Source organism: Herminiimonas glaciei (genome assembly GCF_042664955.1).
GTDB classification, from domain to species: domain Bacteria; phylum Pseudomonadota; class Gammaproteobacteria; order Burkholderiales; family Burkholderiaceae_D; genus Oxalicibacterium; species Oxalicibacterium glaciei.
Map to the genome: position 1 here is coordinate 772,762 of NZ_JBHTBU010000002.1, position 18,083 is coordinate 790,844.

18 protein-coding genes, 1 pseudogene and 1 riboswitch are annotated in these 18,083 nt (G+C 55.1%); of the genes and pseudogenes, 9 read left to right on the top strand and 10 right to left on the bottom strand.

What is annotated here, in order from left to right; translation table 11 throughout:
• Positions 1–10: 10 nt before the first annotated feature.
• From ACFQPC_RS14540 to ACFQPC_RS14570, 7 genes and pseudogenes are all read right to left on the bottom strand, one after another.
• On the bottom strand, positions 11–1,078 hold the full coding sequence (locus ACFQPC_RS14540) for a CobW family GTP-binding protein (protein ID WP_382272587.1): 1,068 nt from the start codon (positions 1,076–1,078) through the stop codon (positions 11–13).
• Positions 1,079–1,083: 5 nt separating this feature from the next.
• A complete protein-coding gene (locus tag ACFQPC_RS14545; RefSeq protein WP_382272588.1) occupies positions 1,084–1,608 on the bottom strand; it encodes a Fur family transcriptional regulator in 525 nt (174 codons plus the stop codon).
• A gap of 105 nt (positions 1,609–1,713) precedes the next feature.
• Positions 1,714–2,673 carry a tyrosine recombinase XerC gene (gene xerC, locus ACFQPC_RS14550; protein WP_382272589.1) on the bottom strand — a complete coding sequence of 320 codons (960 nt, stop codon included), beginning with the start codon at positions 2,671–2,673 and terminating at the stop codon, positions 1,714–1,716.
• An 8-nt stretch (positions 2,674–2,681) separates the two neighbouring features.
• The gene (locus tag ACFQPC_RS14555) at positions 2,682–3,350 is read right to left on the bottom strand and encodes a DUF484 family protein (RefSeq protein WP_382272590.1); all 669 of its coding nucleotides are present in this window, start codon (positions 3,348–3,350) and stop codon (positions 2,682–2,684) included.
• Between the two features lie 116 nt (positions 3,351–3,466).
• The gene (dapF, locus tag ACFQPC_RS14560) at positions 3,467–4,318 is read right to left on the bottom strand and encodes a diaminopimelate epimerase (RefSeq protein WP_382272591.1); all 852 of its coding nucleotides are present in this window, start codon (positions 4,316–4,318) and stop codon (positions 3,467–3,469) included.
• 44 nt (positions 4,319–4,362) lie between these two features.
• Positions 4,363–5,262, bottom strand: coding sequence for an LpxL/LpxP family acyltransferase (locus ACFQPC_RS14565; protein WP_382272592.1), 900 nt, complete (start codon positions 5,260–5,262; stop codon positions 4,363–4,365).
• Positions 5,259–6,131 (bottom strand): annotated as a pseudogene (locus ACFQPC_RS14570) (lysophospholipid acyltransferase family protein); the annotation flags it as partial. The pseudogene ACFQPC_RS14570 and the gene ACFQPC_RS14565, both read right to left, overlap by 4 nt.
• Positions 6,132–6,320: 189 nt before the next feature.
• Here ACFQPC_RS14570 and metK point away from each other — a divergent pair.
• The 5 genes from metK (at position 6,321) to metF (ending at position 11,423) form a co-directional block, all read left to right on the top strand.
• On the top strand, positions 6,321–7,484 hold the full coding sequence (gene metK / locus ACFQPC_RS14575) for a methionine adenosyltransferase (RefSeq protein WP_012081041.1): 1,164 nt from the start codon (positions 6,321–6,323) through the stop codon (positions 7,482–7,484).
• Positions 7,485–7,566: 82 nt separating this feature from the next.
• Positions 7,567–8,514, top strand: coding sequence for a M14 family zinc carboxypeptidase (locus tag ACFQPC_RS14580; RefSeq protein WP_382272593.1), 948 nt, complete (start codon positions 7,567–7,569; stop codon positions 8,512–8,514).
• 55 nt (positions 8,515–8,569) lie between these two features.
• Positions 8,570–8,648, top strand: a riboswitch (S-adenosyl-L-homocysteine riboswitch).
• 26 nt (positions 8,649–8,674) lie between these two features.
• A complete protein-coding gene (gene ahcY, locus ACFQPC_RS14585; protein ID WP_382272594.1) occupies positions 8,675–10,114 on the top strand; it encodes an adenosylhomocysteinase in 1,440 nt (479 codons plus the stop codon).
• A 116-nt stretch (positions 10,115–10,230) separates the two neighbouring features.
• Positions 10,231–10,575, top strand: coding sequence for a phage holin family protein (locus tag ACFQPC_RS14590; RefSeq protein ID WP_012081038.1), 345 nt, complete (start codon positions 10,231–10,233; stop codon positions 10,573–10,575).
• Positions 10,572–11,423 (top strand): methylenetetrahydrofolate reductase [NAD(P)H], encoded by an 852-nt coding sequence (gene metF, locus ACFQPC_RS14595; protein ID WP_382272595.1) that lies wholly within the window; start codon positions 10,572–10,574, stop codon positions 11,421–11,423. Before ACFQPC_RS14590 ends, metF begins: the two co-directional genes overlap by 4 nt.
• Before the next feature lie 63 nt (positions 11,424–11,486).
• On the opposite strand, the gene ACFQPC_RS14600 is transcribed toward metF, so the two are convergent.
• Entirely contained in the window at positions 11,487–12,041 is a 555-nt protein-coding gene (locus tag ACFQPC_RS14600) for a 5-formyltetrahydrofolate cyclo-ligase (protein ID WP_382272596.1), read from the bottom strand.
• 82 nt (positions 12,042–12,123) lie between these two features.
• On the opposite strand from ACFQPC_RS14600, the gene ACFQPC_RS14605 reads away from it, so the two are divergent.
• The 3 genes from ACFQPC_RS14605 to ACFQPC_RS14615 are packed head-to-tail and all read left to right on the top strand — an operon-like array spanning position 12,124 to position 16,085.
• Entirely contained in the window at positions 12,124–14,073 is a 1,950-nt protein-coding gene (locus tag ACFQPC_RS14605; RefSeq protein WP_382272597.1) for a lytic transglycosylase domain-containing protein, read from the top strand.
• A 41-nt stretch (positions 14,074–14,114) separates the two neighbouring features.
• Complete coding sequence (locus ACFQPC_RS14610) at positions 14,115–14,828, top strand: glutathione S-transferase family protein (protein ID WP_382272598.1); 714 nt, start codon at positions 14,115–14,117, stop codon at positions 14,826–14,828.
• A gap of 6 nt (positions 14,829–14,834) precedes the next feature.
• The gene (locus tag ACFQPC_RS14615; protein ID WP_382272599.1) at positions 14,835–16,085 is read left to right on the top strand and encodes a multifunctional CCA addition/repair protein; all 1,251 of its coding nucleotides are present in this window, start codon (positions 14,835–14,837) and stop codon (positions 16,083–16,085) included.
• A 24-nt stretch (positions 16,086–16,109) separates the two neighbouring features.
• Here ACFQPC_RS14615 and ACFQPC_RS14620 read toward each other — a convergent pair whose 3' ends face one another.
• Together ACFQPC_RS14620 and ACFQPC_RS14625 are read right to left on the bottom strand one after the other, a co-directional pair.
• Positions 16,110–16,397: a hypothetical protein gene (locus ACFQPC_RS14620; protein ID WP_382272600.1), complete on the bottom strand. Its 288-nt coding sequence runs from the start codon at positions 16,395–16,397 to the stop codon at positions 16,110–16,112.
• Between the two features lie 324 nt (positions 16,398–16,721).
• Positions 16,722–17,354, bottom strand: a complete 633-nt coding sequence (locus ACFQPC_RS14625; RefSeq protein WP_382272601.1) for a CDP-alcohol phosphatidyltransferase family protein — start codon at positions 17,352–17,354, stop codon at positions 16,722–16,724.
• Between the two features lie 253 nt (positions 17,355–17,607).
• On the opposite strand from ACFQPC_RS14625, the gene ACFQPC_RS14630 reads away from it, so the two are divergent.
• Positions 17,608–18,069 carry a hypothetical protein gene (locus ACFQPC_RS14630; RefSeq protein WP_382272602.1) on the top strand — a complete coding sequence of 154 codons (462 nt, stop codon included), beginning with the start codon at positions 17,608–17,610 and terminating at the stop codon, positions 18,067–18,069.
• Positions 18,070–18,083: the final 14 nt, after the last annotated feature.

The window sequence follows — 18,083 nt, forward strand, 5'->3', positions numbered from 1 at the left end:
CCACGGTAGTTTATACCAAACATTGTTCCAATCCGAAAATAAACGTTTCTTTCGGCAGATTCTGCCCGATAAACACCATTTTGCTAGAGCGTACTTCGTTTTCCGCCCATTTGGCACCGATGTCGGTGCCCATGATCTGGTGCACGCCCTGGAACAAGACCTTGCGATCGGCTCCATCCATCCACAGTACGCCTTTATAGCGCAACATGCGCGGGCCGAATACCTGTACCAGGCTGCCGAGGAATTCGTCCAGCTTTTCAGTATTGAAAGGGCGCTCGCTCTTGAATACGAAGGCGGCAATATTGTCGCTGTGATGACCGTGGTGGTGGTCATGGTGATCGTGTTCGTGTTCGTGTTCGCAATGCGCATCACAAGAGTGATCGTGGCCATGCTCATGCTTGTGTTCGTGCGCATGTTCTTCTGCCGCAATGAAATCCGGATCGATTTCCAGCTTGTCGTTGAGGTTGAAGCCGCGCAGGTCTAGCACGTCGGCAATCGCGACCCGACCGAAATCGGTCGTGCTGATCGGCGCGCGCGGATTGATGCGCTTGATGCGTTCGGTCAATATTTTCAATTCGTCGGCGCTGACCAGATCGGTTTTGGAGACTAATAATTTGTCAGCAAAGCCGACCTGGCGTTGCGCTTCTTCGTAGCTATCAAGTTGATGCATCGCGTGCTTGGCATCAACCACGGTGATGATGGCGTCGACCAGGTATTCGGAAGCGACTTCTTCGTCGACGAAGAAAGTTTGCGCCACCGGACCGGGATTGGCGAGGCCGGTGGTTTCAATCACGACATGGTCGAATTGCAGTTCGCCGGCATTGCGTTTTTGGGCCAACGAGGTGAGGGCGATGATGAGGTCGCCACGTACCGTGCAGCAGATACAGCCATTATTCATTTCAACTATCTGCTCGGTGCCATCCTGCACCAGGATTTCATTGTCGATATTTTCCTGGCCGAATTCATTTTCGATGACGGCGATTTTGAAACCATGTGGCTCTTGCAGGATGCGGTTGAGCAAGGTGGTTTTGCCGGCACCGAGGAAGCCGGTGAGGATGGTAGTAGGTATGAGTGCCATGTGAGTTAAGCCTGGTGAGCGCAATCGGCACACCATCCCTTGATGGTGAGTTCGATTTCGTGACTTTGGAAACCTTTGCCCAGCGTTGCCTGCAATACATTCTGCAATTGCTGGCGCAGGGTCGCGGTAGGTGATTTTTTATTGTCTGCGGCAAACAATTGTTCGTCGACATTGTCGATGCAAAAGACTTTGGCGCAGCGTGTGCATTTGAAGTGGCCGTGCTGGTGTTGTTGCGCTGTGCTGTGCATGCCATGTTCATGGTTCTCGGCTCCAGCGTTGTAGCGGAAGACGCGGTCATCGCCGGCGATTTTGTGCGCCAGGCCTGCATCGGTCAGGCAATCCAGCGCACGATACAGCGTGACCCGGTCCATTTCGACCAGTTGGTCCTGCACGTCCTGATGCGACAACGCATACGGTGCGCCCAGCAATGCTGCCAATACCTTGATGCGGGCGTCGGTGGCGCGTACTGAGGTTACACGCAACTGGCTTTCGGCCAGTGCCGGGTAATCCGGGGCAGAAGATTTTTTCATGATGATGCAGCTTCGATTGGATAGTAGGTGAATTATGCCGCAAATTTGCAATTCAGTTGCAAATTGTGTTTGGTGCAGGTCTGGATCAATGGAATGGCAGGGTGCTTATGCAGGTTTTTTCTTGGCGCGCGGATGGGCGGCATCGTAAACCTGGGCCAGGCGCTGGAAGTCGAGCGAGGTATAAATTTGCGTCGCCGCGATGGAGGCGTGCCCCAGCATTTCCTGTACCGCGCGCAGGTCGCCGGATGATTGCAATACGTGTGAAGCGAAGGAGTGGCGCAATACGTGCGGATGCACATCGGTAGGTAAGCCTATCGCCTGTCCGTGCGCTTTCAGGCGTAACTGGACCACGCGTGTCGAGACGCGGGTGCCGCGTTCGCTGAGGAAGAGCGGGTGCGGATCGAGTTTCACCAGGGTGTCGCGTACTGCCAGCCAGGCCTTGAGCGCATCCATCGCCGCCTGCCCGATCGGCACCGTGCGCATCTTGTTGCCTTTACCGGTCACCATGACTTCATGTGCATCGAAATCGATCCAGCCGGCCGAGATGTAACGTGCTTCCTGTGCATAGCGCACATCCAGTCCGACCAGTTCGGAGACACGCAAGCCGCTTGAGTACAGCAATTCAAACATCGCGTGGTTGCACAGTTGCATGGCAGAGTCGGCGTTCTTGCCGGGCGCATGCTCGGCTACCAGGCGTACCGCATCGTCTGCCGCCAATGCTTTCGGCAATGGTTTGCTGCGTTTCGGTGCCTTGATGCCATCGACCGGATTGGAGGTGATCGCATTTTGCTCGGACAACCAGGTGAAGAAGCCGCGCCAGGCCGATAATTTGCGCGCGATGGAACGCGCATTCAAGCCTTGCGCATGCAATTGCGCGGCGAATTTGCGGATCTGGAAATGCGTGACACCGGTCAGCGTGGCCTGGTTGTCACTGGCCGTCGCGAATGCAATCAATTCAAGCAAATCGCGACGGTAGCTGACGGTTGTCAACGGCGCCAGTTGGCGCTGGCTGATCAGGTTATCGAGATAACCGTCGAGGTAAGCCTGATTGCTGACTAGGCTCACGATGGGGTTTAGTCGAGCATGCCCGACAGTGCGGCGCTGGCGGTCTGGCCGATATTGGTCAGGAAGTCAGTTGCCATGTCGGAAGTGAAGCGATGCGGGTCGGGCGAGCCGAGTACCAGCAGGCCGAAGGCTTCGGTGGCGTCATCCAGACGCAAAGGCAGCAAGGCCACCGATTGGATCGCGGGCGCATCTTCCAGCCATGATGCAGCTTCAAAGTCATTGTTGCTGCCGCAGAACGGCGTGGTCAGGCCATTCGAGAACAGGCGCGAATCGGCTGAAACCGGTGCGGCGAACCAGGTATGTGCAAATGCTTCGGATACGCCCCACAGGCGCAGGGTCACATGCGGTACCGCAAAAGCGCTTTGCAGGCCGGTGGTCAATGTGTGCGGCAAATCGACATCATTACGTGCCTGCAACAGCGCACGCGTCCAGGTGTGGAATTTACGTGTGATCTGGTCGTTTTCCTGGCCGATGCGCATCAGTTCGGCCAGGCGCAATTCCATGACCTTCAGCTTTTCGCGCAAGACATCCATCTGGCGTTCCTGCAGAGACAGGGTGCGGCCGCCGAGGGCGCTGGATAGTTTGATTCTGGACAGTAACTCTGCATGTTCTTCAAAGAATTGCGGGTTATCCAGCAAATAATCGGCAACGGTATTGGAGTCCAGTGGAGAAGTCATTTGTCGTAATAGTGAGTGTGGTTTGAAAGCGCGCCGCTTGTGCGACGCGGCCTTGCTTTAATTGGCAATGATTTTAACCGACAACCGGGCGCGAAAAACAATTCCGCGCAGTGCGCTTAAATCTCGATTTCGCCTTCGAATACGGTGACTGCCGGGCCGGTCATCATCACGGGAGAATCTTGCCCCCCCCAAGCGATGACTAATTCGCCGCCGCGGGTTTGCACTTTGACCGGCGACACGAGCACGCCACGACGGATGCCGGCCACGACGGCAGCGCACGCGCCAGTGCCGCAAGCCAGGGTTTCACCGGCACCGCGTTCGAATACGCGCAGTTTGATATGGTGTTGATCCAGTATTTGCATGAAACCGGCATTGACGCGCTTCGGGAAGCGCGGATGGTGTTCTATCAGTACACCGTCTTCCCGTACCGGCGCTGCTTCGACATCGGCCACGACTTGCACCGCGTGCGGATTACCCATCGATACCACGGATATCCAGTTGGTCTCGCCCTTGATGTCGAGTGGCCACAGCGTGTCTTCGCCTTCGGCCTTGCATAATAAATCTGTCGTGTCGAAGGGCACATCTTCCGGATTCAGGATAGGCGCACCCATATCCACCGTGATTTGCCCGTTGGCTTCAAGGCGCGGCTCGATGATGCCCGACATGGTTTCAACCTTGATCGCGCGTTTGTCAGTGAGTTTTTTATCTGTCACAAAACGCACGAATGCACGTGCACCATTGCCGCATTGTTCGACTTCACCACCATCGGCGTTATAGATGCGATAGCGGAAATCGACACCGGCAGCCTGCGCCTTTTCGACCACCAGCATTTGGTCGGCGCCCACGCCAAAGCGGCGGTCGGCCAGATATTGCCATTGGGCAGGAGTAAAGTCGATCGCCTGATTGATAGCATCAATGACAACGAAATCGTTGCCCGCGCCATGCATTTTTGTGAATTTGAGTTTCATAGTGCGATTATAGCCGTGGCTGGCAAGTGCGTACTGCCTGGCAATCAATAAGCCGGTGGCGCTTCGTCTGTATTATTGTTGGCGTAAAAGCTGGGTTCGCCGGCGGGGCGCGTCTTGAAACGCTTATGCGTCCAGAAATACTCGGACGGTGTTTCACGGGCGCGCTCTTCGATGAATTTATTCATATAGCGGGTAGCTGCCGTGATGTCGTCGCCCGGATAATTTTCCCATGCCGGATAGAAAGTGACTTTCCAGCCGCGATAGTCGGGCAGGTAGGTCGCGACTACCGGGATGACTTTGGCATTGGTGGCTGCCGCGATGCGTGCCGGTGCCGTCAGGGTGGCGGCGGGGATACCGAAGAAAGGCACGAATTCAGCATCCTTTTCACCGAAATCCATATCCGGCAGCATGAAGAAGGGCAGGTGTTCGCGCATCGCGCGGATGATGGGTTTGATGCCGTCAGCGCGGGAAAACAATTTGACCGGGCGAAAGCGCGAACGTCCTTTACGCAGTACGGCATCGAACACTGGATTCAGTTGCTGCGTGTAGATGGAGCACAGTGATGATTCCAGCATGACGGCGACACCGGCGACATCCAGACTGACGAAGTGCGGGCATAGCAGGATGGTCGGGCTGGCCTTGATCGCGTCCAGCGGTACGCCGGGTTCCACCACGATCAGCCGGCGCAGGCGTGCTTCCGAACCCCACCACAGGATGCCGCGTTCCAATACGCTGCGGGCATAAGCCTGGAAATGCTTCTTCGCGATTGCCATGCGCTCGTCTTCCGATAATTCCGGGAAGCACAAAGCGAGATTGATGAGGGTAATACGGCGGCGCGATTTCTTGTAGGCAAACAGCAGGTTACCTATCACTTCGCCCAGGCGTGCAATGACAGGTAGCGGTAGCCAGTGCAGGCACCACATCAGGGCAATGATGAATCTCATGAGCTACTTCCGCTATCGGTAGAGTCGGTCGCGTGCGGTGCTGCTACTCCGGCCGGTATTTTGTAATGGTTATAGCTCCAGAAGTATTGCGCAGGGCACAGGGCGATCAATTGTTCCATCGCAGCATTGATGGCGCGCACCTTTTCTTCCAGCGGCAAATTTTCGGGGATACTGAATTGGCGCAGGTGCAAGACATAGCCCTTACCGTATGGCTGTCGTTCCGCGAAAGCCAGGATCATCGCGGCACCTGTCATTTCCAGCATCTTGGCCGGCAATGTCATGGTGTAAGCGGGTTTGCCGAAGAAGTCAGCCCACACACCTTCGCCGTTTTGCGGCACCTGGTCCGGCAGTAAACCAATTGCGCCGTTTCGTTTCAATACTTTAAACAGCGTGCGTACACCACTCAGGTTGGCCGGTGCCAGCGACAGATTGTGGCGTGCGCGTGCGCCTTCTATCAAAGGTTTTAAGGCTTCCTGCCGTGGCGGTCTATACAGTACGGTGATCGGGAGCTGTGCTGCTGCGACTTGCGCCGAGATTTCAAAACAGCCGAGGTGGGGCGTCAGGAAGATGATGCCTTTGCCGGCGGCGGCTGCCTGTTCCACCACTTCCCAGTTTTCTATGCGGATGGAGCGCAGCACGCGTTCCGGCGACGCGCACCAGATGAAGGGCAGTTCCAGCATGTTTTTGCCGGATTCGCCGACTGCTTTACTCAGGTGTTGGCCGAAACCTGCCAGATTGATATTTTCCTTCAGGCGACGGCGATAGCTGCCGGAGGCCAGGTAAACCGTCCAGCCGATCACCACCCCGATCGCATGCAGTATCGGCAAGGGCAGGAAAGACAACAGGCGGAAGAGGAAAACAAGCATGCGGGTCGTGCATCGTGCTCTTGTGACAAGAGACTTTGCCGATTTTTTTCAAGAGGCGTAAAATAGCACAAAGTAGCAACCGCCGAGTTAATGACAACTTGCGAGGCGGTATATAAATTTCGCTAAAGCGTCGCAGGTTCATTAGCTTGACCGCGACATAAGGCCAACTAAAAGAGTACTAAGGAACCTGTAATGGCAAATGAATACCTGTTTACCTCTGAATCCGTCTCCGAAGGCCATCCGGACAAAGTAGCGGATCAAATCTCCGACGCCATCCTTGACGCGATCTTCCAGCAAGATCCAAAAGCACGCGTTGCCGCAGAAACACTGTGCAACACCGGTCTGGTCGTCCTGGCGGGTGAAATCACCACCTTCGCCAACGTTGACTACATCGAAGTCGCACGCCAGACCATCAAGCGCATCGGCTACGACAATGCCGACTACGGTATCGATTACAAGAGCTGTGCCGTGCTGGTTGCATACGACAAGCAATCGCCGGATATCGCACAAGGCGTGGATGAAGGCGCGGGGATCGACCTCGACCAGGGTGCTGGCGACCAGGGCCTGATGTTTGGTTATGCCTGCGATGAAACCCCGGAACTGATGCCGGCCGCGATCCACTATGCGCACCGCATCGTTGAACGCCAATCCGAATTGCGCAAGGATGGCCGCCTGCCATGGTTGCGTCCGGATGCCAAATCGCAAGTTACCCTGCGCTATGTTGACGGCCGTCCGGTTTCCATCGATACCATCGTATTGTCGACCCAACATGCGCCGGAAATGCAGCACAAGGATATCGAAGAAGCGGTCATCGAAAGCATCATCAAGCCAGTGGTACCGGCTGAATGGCTGAAAGACACGCGTTTCCTGGTGAACCCGACAGGTCGTTTCGTCATCGGCGGCCCGCAAGGCGATTGCGGTTTGACCGGCCGTAAAATCATCGTTGATACCTATGGCGGCGCAGCACCACACGGCGGCGGCGCATTCTCCGGCAAGGATCCTTCGAAAGTTGATCGTTCCGCCGCATACGCAGGTCGTTACGTTGCGAAAAACATCGTCGCAGCCGGCCTGGCAGAACGTGCACAGATCCAGATTTCCTACGCCATCGGCGTAGCCAAGCCGACTTCGGTCATGGTCACTACCTTTGGTACCGGTAAAATCAGCGATGAAAAAATCGCTCAATTGGTGCTGGAACACTTTGACCTGCGTCCAAAAGGCATCGTGCAAATGCTGGATCTGCTGCGTCCGATTTATCAAAAAACTGCAGCTTACGGTCACTTCGGTCGTGAAGAGCCGGAGTTCAGTTGGGAACGTACTGACAAAGCCCAAGCGCTGCGCGCAGCAGCCGGTTTGTAATAATTAGTCTGTAGTGTTGTTCGATGGTCGGATAGAATTCTGCAAAGAATTAATCCGACCATTTTTGTTTTCAGAGGCGCTGATGCATATTGCACCCCTTGCCAGGCATATCCTCCGTATTTCCATCCTGCTCCCGCTCCTCGCCGGGTTCAGCCTGCCTGCAAGCGCCACGACTGCTTCCGCCACTGTTAGTTCGCCGCTACATCCTGCTGACTGGTGTAAACGCCTGGTAGTGCGCATGCCGGGCGTATCCAATGCGATGTGCCTGCAGAGTGAACTATTGCCTACAGGTGTTAATTCGCTGCAAGGCTTTCCCTTGCTGGCACGCCAGATCCCGGCAAAAAAGACCAAGCGTAATCAAACGCCATTGCGCGTCCTGCTGATGGGCGGCATCCACGGCGATGAACTGACCTCGGTCTCGGTCGTGTTCCGCTGGTTGCAATGGATGCCGACTGCGGCTGCGCAGCAATTCGACTGGAGCGTAGTGCCAGTGGTGAATCCGGACGGTTTCCTGGCACCCAAGGCCAAGCGCGTGAATGCGAATGGCGTGGACCTGAACCGTAACTTCCCGACACCGGGCTGGCAACAGGATGCGCCACGCTACTGGGCGAACCGGACCAAGAAGGATCCGCGTCGTTTCCCTGGTGCCGCGCCTTTATCCGAACCTGAAAGCAAATGGGTGCACGATGAAATGTTGCGCTTCCGGCCGGATGTCATTATTTCCGTCCATGCGCCGTTCGGCGTACTGGATTTCGACGGTCCGGCCCAGCCACCGCGCCGTTTCGGTCGTTTGCTGCTGAACCGGGTCGGGGTCTATCCGGGGTCTCTGGGTAATTACAGTGGGGTGCATAAAAATGTTCCCGTGATCACTATCGAATTGCCGAACGCACAAAAAATGCCCTCAGACGCCGAGGTGAAGCGTATCTGGCTCGATATGTTGCGCTGGATTATTGAAAACGTTGAATCCCAGTCGGAACTGGCCAAAGTGCATTCAGTGTCCTTGCCCAGCTCAGAACCGCCAAAGAAATAGCCACTACCGGCGACCGAGGGTGGTCGCGCAGGTTTTTTTCGATTAAAATGGCTGCCGCATCAAGGAGCGTTGCGACAGGTCGTTCGATCTGCCAGGCTTGATGCAGTCAGTACATGCAACTGCGCTCACGTTTCTTTTTTTCTAACGAAAGGAGGGCGTGATGAACGCCGCAGTAATGACTTCCTCTACCAATTTTTCCGACTATGTAATCGCTGATCTGTCCTTGTCCGCCTGGGGTGACAAGGAAATTCGCATCGCCGAAACCGAAATGCCTGGCTTGATGGCCATCCGCGAAGAGTTCGCCGCTGCGCAACCTTTGAAGGGCGCACGCATCACCGGCTCGATCCACATGACGATCCAGACCGCAGTATTGATCCAGACGCTGGAAGCGCTGGGTGCAAAAGTACGCTGGGCATCGTGCAATATCTATTCGACACAAGATCACGCTGCTGCTGCGATCGCTGCAGCCGGTACACCAGTATTTGCAGTCAAAGGCGAAACACTGGACGACTACTGGGAATACACGCACCGCATTTTCGAATGGCCGAACGACGACAAGGGCGCGCCGGTTTACTCGAACATGATCCTTGACGACGGTGGCGATGCAACCTTGTTGCTGCACCTCGGTACCCGCGCTGAAAAAGACGCATCGGTATTGAACAATCCGGGTTCCGAAGAAGAAATCTGCCTGTTCAATTCGATCAAAAAACACCTGGCCGTTGACGCTGCCTGGTACTCGAAGCGCTTGCCGCAAATCCTCGGCGTGACCGAAGAAACCACCACCGGTGTGCATCGTTTGTATCAAATGCACAAGGAAGGCAAACTGGCTTTCCCTGCGATCAACGTTAACGATTCCGTTACCAAATCCAAGTTCGATAATCTGTACGGCTGCCGCGAATCGCTGGTAGACGGTATCAAGCGCGCCACCGACGTCATGATCGCCGGTAAAGTTGCTGTGATCGCCGGTTACGGTGACGTCGGCAAGGGTTCGGCGCAAGCGATGCGTGCCTTGTCGGCACAAGTCTGGGTCACCGAAATCGATCCTATCTGCGCATTGCAGGCAGCGATGGAAGGTTATCGCGTCGTGACCATGGAATATGCCGCGGAACACGGCGACATCTTCGTTACCTGTACCGGTAACTACCATGTGATCACGCACGAACACATGAAGAAGATGAAAGACCAGGCAATTGTCTGCAACATCGGCCACTTCGACAATGAAATCGAAGTCGCCGCCCTGAAGCAATACACCTGGGAAAACATCAAGCCGCAAGTTGACCACATCATCTTCCCTGACGGCAAACGCATCATCTTGCTGGCTGAAGGCCGTTTGGTTAACCTCGGTTGCGGTACCGGCCATCCATCGTATGTGATGAGCTCGTCGTTCGCGAACCAGACGATTGCACAAATCGAACTGTACGCAAACACCAAGAGCTATCCGGTCGGCGTCTACACCTTGCCTAAACACCTGGATGAAAAAGTCGCACGCTTGCAATTGAAGAAACTTAATGCACAGCTGACGACTCTGACCACGGAACAGGCAAACTACATTGGCGTACAACAAACCGGTCCTTACAAACCGGAGCACTATCGCTACTAAGCACTTGCAGTCGCAGTAGTAAGTTATAGTCGTTTCAGTGTTTTGCCTGAGCTGCCCCATCGTGAATATGGGGCAGCGATTTCCTGACGTTCAGTACTGAAAAAAGGAGAAATCGTATGCGCATCATCCTCATCTGGGCAATCAATGCAGCGGCACTTTTTGCGCTTCCCTTCCTGATGTCATCGATCAAGGTCGATAGTGTCGGTACGGCCATCATTGCCGCCCTGATACTGGGCCTGGTGAACACCCTGATCCGTCCGGTACTGGTGTTGCTGACCTTGCCTGTCACCTTGCTGACGCTGGGCTTGTTTATCTTCGTCATTAACGGCCTGATGTTCTGGGCGGTCTCGCAACTGGTAGGTGGCTTCCATGTTGCCGGCTTCTGGTCGGCGGTAGGCGGTGCGATCCTGTACAGCATTATTTCGTGGATATTGTCCGCGCTTTTACTACAAGAAAAATGAAAGAACAGAATTTCAGCATAGAGTTTTTCCCGCCCAAGACACCGGCGGGCGTGGAAAAACTGCGGGTAACCTGCGCCAAACTGGCCGAGTTGAACCCCAAGTATTTCTCGGTCACCTTTGGTGCCGGTGGCTCGACGCAACAAGGCACACTGGAAACGGTGCTGGAAATCCGCGGCGCCGGTCAAGACGCGGCGCCGCATTTGTCTTGCCTCGGCAGCTCGCGTGAAAGCCTGCGTGCGATCCTGGCACAGTACAAATCGCATGGCATCAAGCGTATCGTTGCCTTGCGTGGTGACCTGCCCAGCGGTTACGGTGCGATGGATATGTCGTCCAGTGAGTTCCATCATGCCAATGAACTGGTGGAATTCATCCGTGCCGAAACCGGTGACTGGTTCCATATTGAAGTCGCCGCTTATCCGGAAATGCACCCGCAAGCGAAATCGCCGCAGGACGATATCGCCAGCTTTGTACGCAAGGCCAAAGCCGGTGCCGATTCAGCGATTACGCAGTACTTTTACAATGCCGATGCTTATTTCCGTTTCGTCGATGATGTGCGCAAGGCTGGTACGGATATACCGGTTACTGCAGGCGTCATGCCGATCACCAATTACTCGCAATTGATGCGCTTCTCGGATATGTGCGGTGCCGAAATCCCGCGCTGGGTACGCCTCAAGCTGGCCAGTTTCGGTGATGACAGCGAGTCGATACGTGCCTTTGGCCTCGATGTGGTGACGGACTTGTGCGAGCGTTTGCTGGCAGGTGGTGCACCTGGTTTGCATTTCTACACATTGAACCAGGCGGTAGCGACACATACCATCTGGACCCGCCTGAACCTGTCGCAGAAATAAACGGTAAGACGTAAAGCGATGCCCTGTACCGGTAACGGACAGGGCATTTTTTATGTCGTCGGATCAAGCAGGCCGGAAGGTGGCTTCTTCCGTCACTATCGCATCCAGCGCGATGTCATATCCTTCGGCACTGAAATCGACTTCGCCAAAAGCATAGGAGACACCCAAGGTGCGTGGTCGTGGTTCTCGCGCCAGTGTCCTGTCGTAAAAGCCACCGCCATAACCGAGGCGGAAGCAGTCCGCGTTAAAACCCAGGCAGGGGATGAGCAACGCTTGCGGCTGTATCAGATCATTGCCTGCTGCCGGAATGTCGGTGCCGAAGCGGTCTTTGCGCAGGGCCTCGCCCGGTGTCCATGTCACAAACTGCAAGGGCGCGTCATCACCGATGATGATCGGTAAAGCCAGTTGCACGCCCAATGCAGCCAATTCAGCATATGCCTGCTGCACATCGGGTTCACCGCGCATCGGCCAGTACACGCCCAGGCTGGCCGGTTTTTCGGTACGCCACCATTGCAGGATTTTGTCGCTCAGGCGACGGTCAAAAAGAACGCGTTGATCCGCGGCAAGGGCCTTGCGCGATGAGAGTAGGGAACGGCGTAATTCGAGCTTGTTTTGCATGGGTACGGGAGGTAATCGCGTGCTATTCTAGTTGCCAGTGCTGTCTAGTATAAGCAGGATAAAAATAGGGGTCACGAAATTGATGTTTTCACATAAATTATTGGCGCGGGTCATGCTGCTCGCCGCATCTGCTGTATTCCTTTTGCCGGCGGCGCATGCGCAAAAGCGTGCGGCTGGATTTGCCAGTGATGACGATGCATTTTTAGCATTGCGTGATGCGTCCCGGCGCGGTGATGCAGCGCGTGCCGCTGATATTGCTTCCAAACTCGGTAATTATGCGATCCCGTCTTATGTTGATTACTACCAGCTTAAGCCCCGTATCAAGGATGCCAGCCCGACAGAAATCCTGGCTTACCTGAACAAATATAACGGCAGTGCGATTGCCGACCGCTTGCGCAATGACTGGTTGCTCGAACTGGGCAAGCGGCGCGACTGGGTGACCTTCGATGAACAGTATCCACAGTTCCAGCTGGATGACGATACCCAATTGAAATGCTATGCACTGATGTCGAAGGCGCAAAAGGGTATGAATGTTGCAGTTGATGCGCGTGCCTTGCTGACCGTGCCGAAAAATTACGGCGAAGGTTGCGTCGCATTGATAGGCATGTTGATGGAAAACAGCCAGTTCAATGAAGATGATCTGTGGGCACAGATACGCCTGGCGGCAGAAACCGGTTCAACCGATTTTGTGCGTCGCCTGGTGCCGTTCACCGGCATAGATGATGGTTCGTTGGTGACGGCGATGGAAAAGCCTGCGCTGATTACCTCGAAGGGCGTGGGTTTCCGCCGGGTGAAGCATGAAGTATTCATCGTCGCCCTGGGCCGTATCGCCAAAAACAATCCGGCGCAAGCTGCGGAGATTTTGTCCGGCAATACGCTGTTGCTGAACAAGAAGCAGGAAGCCCAAGGTTGGGCACAAATCGCCTTGCAGGCTTCGATGAAGCTGGCACCGGAAGCGGCAGATTACTGGCGCAAGGCTGGTAACGCACCTTTGTCACTCGAAGGCCACCAATGGAAAATCCGGGCAGCCCTGCGTGCCGGTGACTGGAAGCTGGTCAGGCAAGGTGTGGAAGCGATGCCGCCATCATTGCGCGATGATGCGACCTGGACCTATTGGCTGGCGCGTGCACTGCGCGAAGAAGGCAAGCGGGATGAGGCCAATGCATTGATGCAATCGATTGCATCGCAAACCAATTTCTACGGCCAGCTGGCATTGGAAGAGCTGGGTCAGAAAATTACGATACCACCGCGTGCGACTCCGGTAACGGAAGAAGAGATTGCACCTATGGCAGCCAATCAGGGTTTCCGTCGTGCCTTTAAATTCTTTGACCTGGGTTTGCGTTTCGAAGGTTACCGTGAATGGAACTGGGAACTGCGCAAGATGAACGAGCGCCAGCATTTGGCGGCAGCTGAATTTGCGCGTCGTAGCGAAGTGCTGGATCGTATGGTCAATACCTCGGACCGAACCAAGATAGAGGTCGATTTCACGCAGCGCTTCCCGGCGCCTTATCGCGATGTCATGCGCTCGGCCACGCAAAAACTGGGTTTGGAAATGGCCTGGGTATACGGCCTGATCCGTCAGGAATCCCGTTTCATCATGGATGCACGTTCGCATGTAGGGGCTTCCGGCCTCATGCAATTGATGCCTGCAACTGCGCGCCATGTGGCCAAGAAAATCGGCATGACCGATTTTGCCCACAGCCAGGTAAATGAAATCGAGACCAATATCCTGCTCGGCACCAGTTACCTGAATATGGTCCTGAACGATCTGGGTGGTTCGCAAACCCTGGCCACCGCTGCTTACAACGCGGGTCCGGGACGTCCGCGGGCATGGCGTTCGACTTTGACGCGTCCGGTTGAAGGGGCGATTTTTGCGGAGTCGATTCCGTTTTCGGAAACGCGCGACTACGTGAAAAAAGTACTGTCCAATGCGACTTACTATGCGGCGATGTTCGAGAGCAAACCGCAATCGTTAAAGGATCGCCTGGGTAGCGTCACACCGACAGCATTTGTACCGACGGATTTGCCGTAAATTAGCGCCGCGGTCTCCAGGAATTTTATCGTTAGGGCGATATGCAAACTACAGAACTTGATCCGACTTTGTCGCAAACGCTGGGTAACGCCGAAAAGAATGGCTTGAAGCTGGTGATCGCCAACAAGAATTATTCTTCGTGGTCCATGCGTCCGTGGGTGGCGATGACGGCTTTCAATATTCCATTCCAGGAAATTTCGCTGTTGCTGGATCGTTCTGATACGACGATGCAGATTGCCCATTACTCGGCGGCAGGCAGGGTGCCCGTCTTGCTGGCAGGAGAAACCACGATCTGGGATTCACTGGCGATTTGCGAATACCTGGCCGAGCAATTCCCGGAAAAGAAAATGTGGCCGGAAGATGTGGCTGCACGGGCCTTGGCGCGTTCGATTTGTGCGGAAATGCATTCCGGCTTTACCGGTGTACGTTCTGCGATGTGGATGAATATACGAGCGAAATTCCCGGGCAAGGGACGCACGCTGGAAGCGCAGGCCGATATCGGTCGTATCAGTGAAATCTGGGAAGATTGCCTCGCCTTGTCCGGTCCGAGCAATTTTTTGTTCGGCGAATTTTCAATTGCTGACGCTTACTTTGCCCCGGTAGTCATGCGTTTCCGCACCTATGAAGTCGTGCTGGCGCCGGCGCTGGATGCCTACGTCGAGCGCGTTGCCGCGCATCCGGCCGTGGCGCAATGGATAGCCGGCGCCCTGGCCGAAACCAATCACATAGAAAAATACGACACCTATCCCGATTGAACTGACATGAAGACTTACATCGTTGGCGGTGCAGTACGCGATGAATTGCTGGGCGTCGCCGTCAAGGATCGCGATTACGTCGTCGTGGGGGCAACACCGGAAGCCATGGTGGCGCAAGGTTATACCCCGGTCGGTAAAGACTTCCCGGTCTTCCTGCATCCGCAGACACACGCCGAATATGCGCTGGCGCGGACCGAGCGCAAAACCGCGCCCGGTTACAAGGGTTTCGTATTCCATACCGATGCCGGCGTGACGCTGGAAGAGGATTTGATTCGTCGCGACCTGACCATCAATGCGATGGCACAGGATGAAGACGGCAGCATAGTGGATCCTTTTGGCGGCAAGCGCGATCTCGAGCAGCGCATCTTCCGTCACGTATCACCAGCCTTTGCCGAAGATCCGGTGCGCATATTGCGCATCGCCCGCTTTGCCGCGCGTTTCCCCGAATTCACGGTGGCGGCAGAAACCAATACCCTGATGCAGGAAATGGTAGCGGCGGGTGAAGTCGATGCACTGGTGCCTGAGCGCGTGTGGCAGGAACTGGCGCGCGGTTTGATGGAGGTGCGGCCGTCGCGCATGTTTGCAGTCTTGCGTGATTGTGGTGCCTTGCAACGCATCCTGCCTGAACTGGATGTGTTGTGGGGTGTGCCGCAACCGGCGCAATATCATCCGGAAATCGATACCGGCGTGCACATCATGCTGGTCATTGATTATGCGGCCGGTATTCAAGCCGATTTACAGGTGCGTTGTGCCGCCTTGCTGCATGACCTCGGTAAAGGCGTCACACCCCCCGATCAATGGCCGCGACATCACGGGCATGAAATGCATAGCGTGAAACTGGTGGACGCAGTCTGTAAACGCCTGAAAATCCCGAATGATTGCCGGGACCTGGCGCTGATGACGGCACGCGAACATGGCAATGTCGGTCGTGCGCTTGAGTTGCGTGCGAATACGATAGTGAATTTGCTGGAGCGTTGTGATGCGTTTCGCAAACCGCAACGTTTTATAGAGATGTTGCAGGCTTCAGAGTGCGACCATCGCGGTCGTACCGGTTTCGCAGACAAAGCGTTTCCGCAAAAGGCCTATCTGCAGGCAGCGCTGGCAGCGGCACAAACGGTGAACGGTGGGGAAATTGCAGAATTGACGCGCCTGCGTTATCCGGATCAGCAGCAACGCATACCGGACGCGATCCATGAGGCAAGGGTGCAGGCAGTTGCTGCGGTAGTCAACAAGCCCTCAGGCGAACCCCAGGCATAGCGTCGCCAGCGTAGTTGTAACAACTCAGGTCATTGGAACATGACGGCGTGTCGACAGCACATAAGCGCGTAGCTCGTTGCGCGTGACGATGCCGTCATTATTGGCGTCGATTCTTTCGAAGTTTTCTACGATCAGCGCCATATTGGCTGCTTTCGCTTCGGATTTGGTAATGCTTTGTACCGGTGCCGGTGCCTTGTAAGACGCAGTCTTGTCCTGCGCATGCTTGCTTCTATAGGCTTCGGCAGACAGTTGTGCGGCGGTGGCGTTGACGACGACCAGTGCTATCGTCAGTGCGATAAGCTTTTTCTTCATGGTTACTCCCCTTTACAAGCACGAATACGTGTTTGAAGCATCCATTGAAAGATTATTCAGCTTAATCCGCCAACGCATTTACGCCTTGTTACATTTGATACAAAACAATGGATACAAGGCAATATGCGTTTTTCGCATAAGAGTCCAACAAAGACTTCGTTGGAAATGAGGTGTTCCCTGCCTAAGCTGATGACAGTCGTCAATTTTTGCAGAAGGGGGACTATTTTGGATTTGCTTGATACCGTCACCGCAGTCTCTGCCGCGGCAGTCGTGCTGGCTGCGCTGATCTATCGTTTATAGGGCAGCGCAGCTGCTTGCAACTGATCAGAATTTCGGGATGTGCAAGGTCTTGCTGATCATCAAGGTGCCGGACAGCGCAAACAGCAAGGCCAGCGGATGCAATTCCCATGGGCCGAGCAGCCATACGCCGCCGTAAATCGCTGCTCCTACACTGCCGATCGATGCCAGCCATGCCAGGATACCGGTAATGATGACGCTGGTCGGGATCGGCGTTCCTTCAAAGTAGGCAACCTTGTCCGCTCCCTCCGACAGGCTTTCCGCGGTGACGTTGTAGCGCGCCAGGCGGCTGACGCCGCAACAGACAAAATAAATCATTGCGACCCAGTCCCAGCCACCGGTCAGGCCGGCAGCAAAGCCCAATGTCACCGGGGCCAGCCCGAATGAAATCACATCGGCCAGTGAATCCAGTTCACGACCCATCGCCGAGTGCTGGCGGCGCCAGCGTGCGATGCGACCATCCAGGACGTCAAATATAAAAGCGGCCGGCGCCATTGCCGCGGCTGCGTAGAAATGCGTCAGTGACTGGCTGGCCATATACAGCATGGCAAAAAATACTGCCGCTACACCGCAGGCGGCGTTGCCCAGCGTAAAAAAGTCTGCCAGGTGAAAGCCGCGCAACATGGAAAAATGCTTGCGGGGCGTCTTGGATAGTGGCATTACTGTCTCTCGTGAATAATCTATTTTTAATTGACGTCAAAACCAAGGGCGCGATGCTATCGCGCCGTGTCGTAAGGGCAAGTATGTCATTGAATTAAATGATTGTGCACGGAAATAGCCCGGATTTTATTTCCTTCATGGGGTTTTTAAGTGGCTTGCCACCCTGCAATTGCAAGCTGGTATAAGTCGGTTACCGTACATACGGGAAAAAATCGGGATCCTAAACTGGGACTTTCCTTCACTGGAGGCTGCCATGCAATTAAATAAAAATGCCATCAACAAGGTACTGGGTTTATCGCTGTGCGCTGCCAGCCTTGCGCTGACTACCGGCCTGGCTTCCGCTGCCGACACGGCTGCCAGCAATTATCAGCAGGACCGGGCGGCATGCATGGATGGACGGTCGGCGCAAGATCGCGCGACTTGCTTGCGCGATGCGGGTGCCGCGTTTAATGAGGCGCGCCACGGGAAATTAAAAGACGACGATGCATCGGTGTATCAAAAGAATGCGCAGATACGCTGTAATGCCTTGCCGGATGCGGACAGGCCGGACTGCATACGCCGCATGAGCGGGCTGGATACGACCATCTCCGGCAGTGTCAGCGGGGGCGGCGTGTTGCGTGAAACCACCACGATTCAGGTTGATCCGCCACCACCCGCGATGGCACCAGCGGAACCGATGTATCCGAATATGCCGGCAGGCAGTGCTCCCCGATAAATACATCCACAATA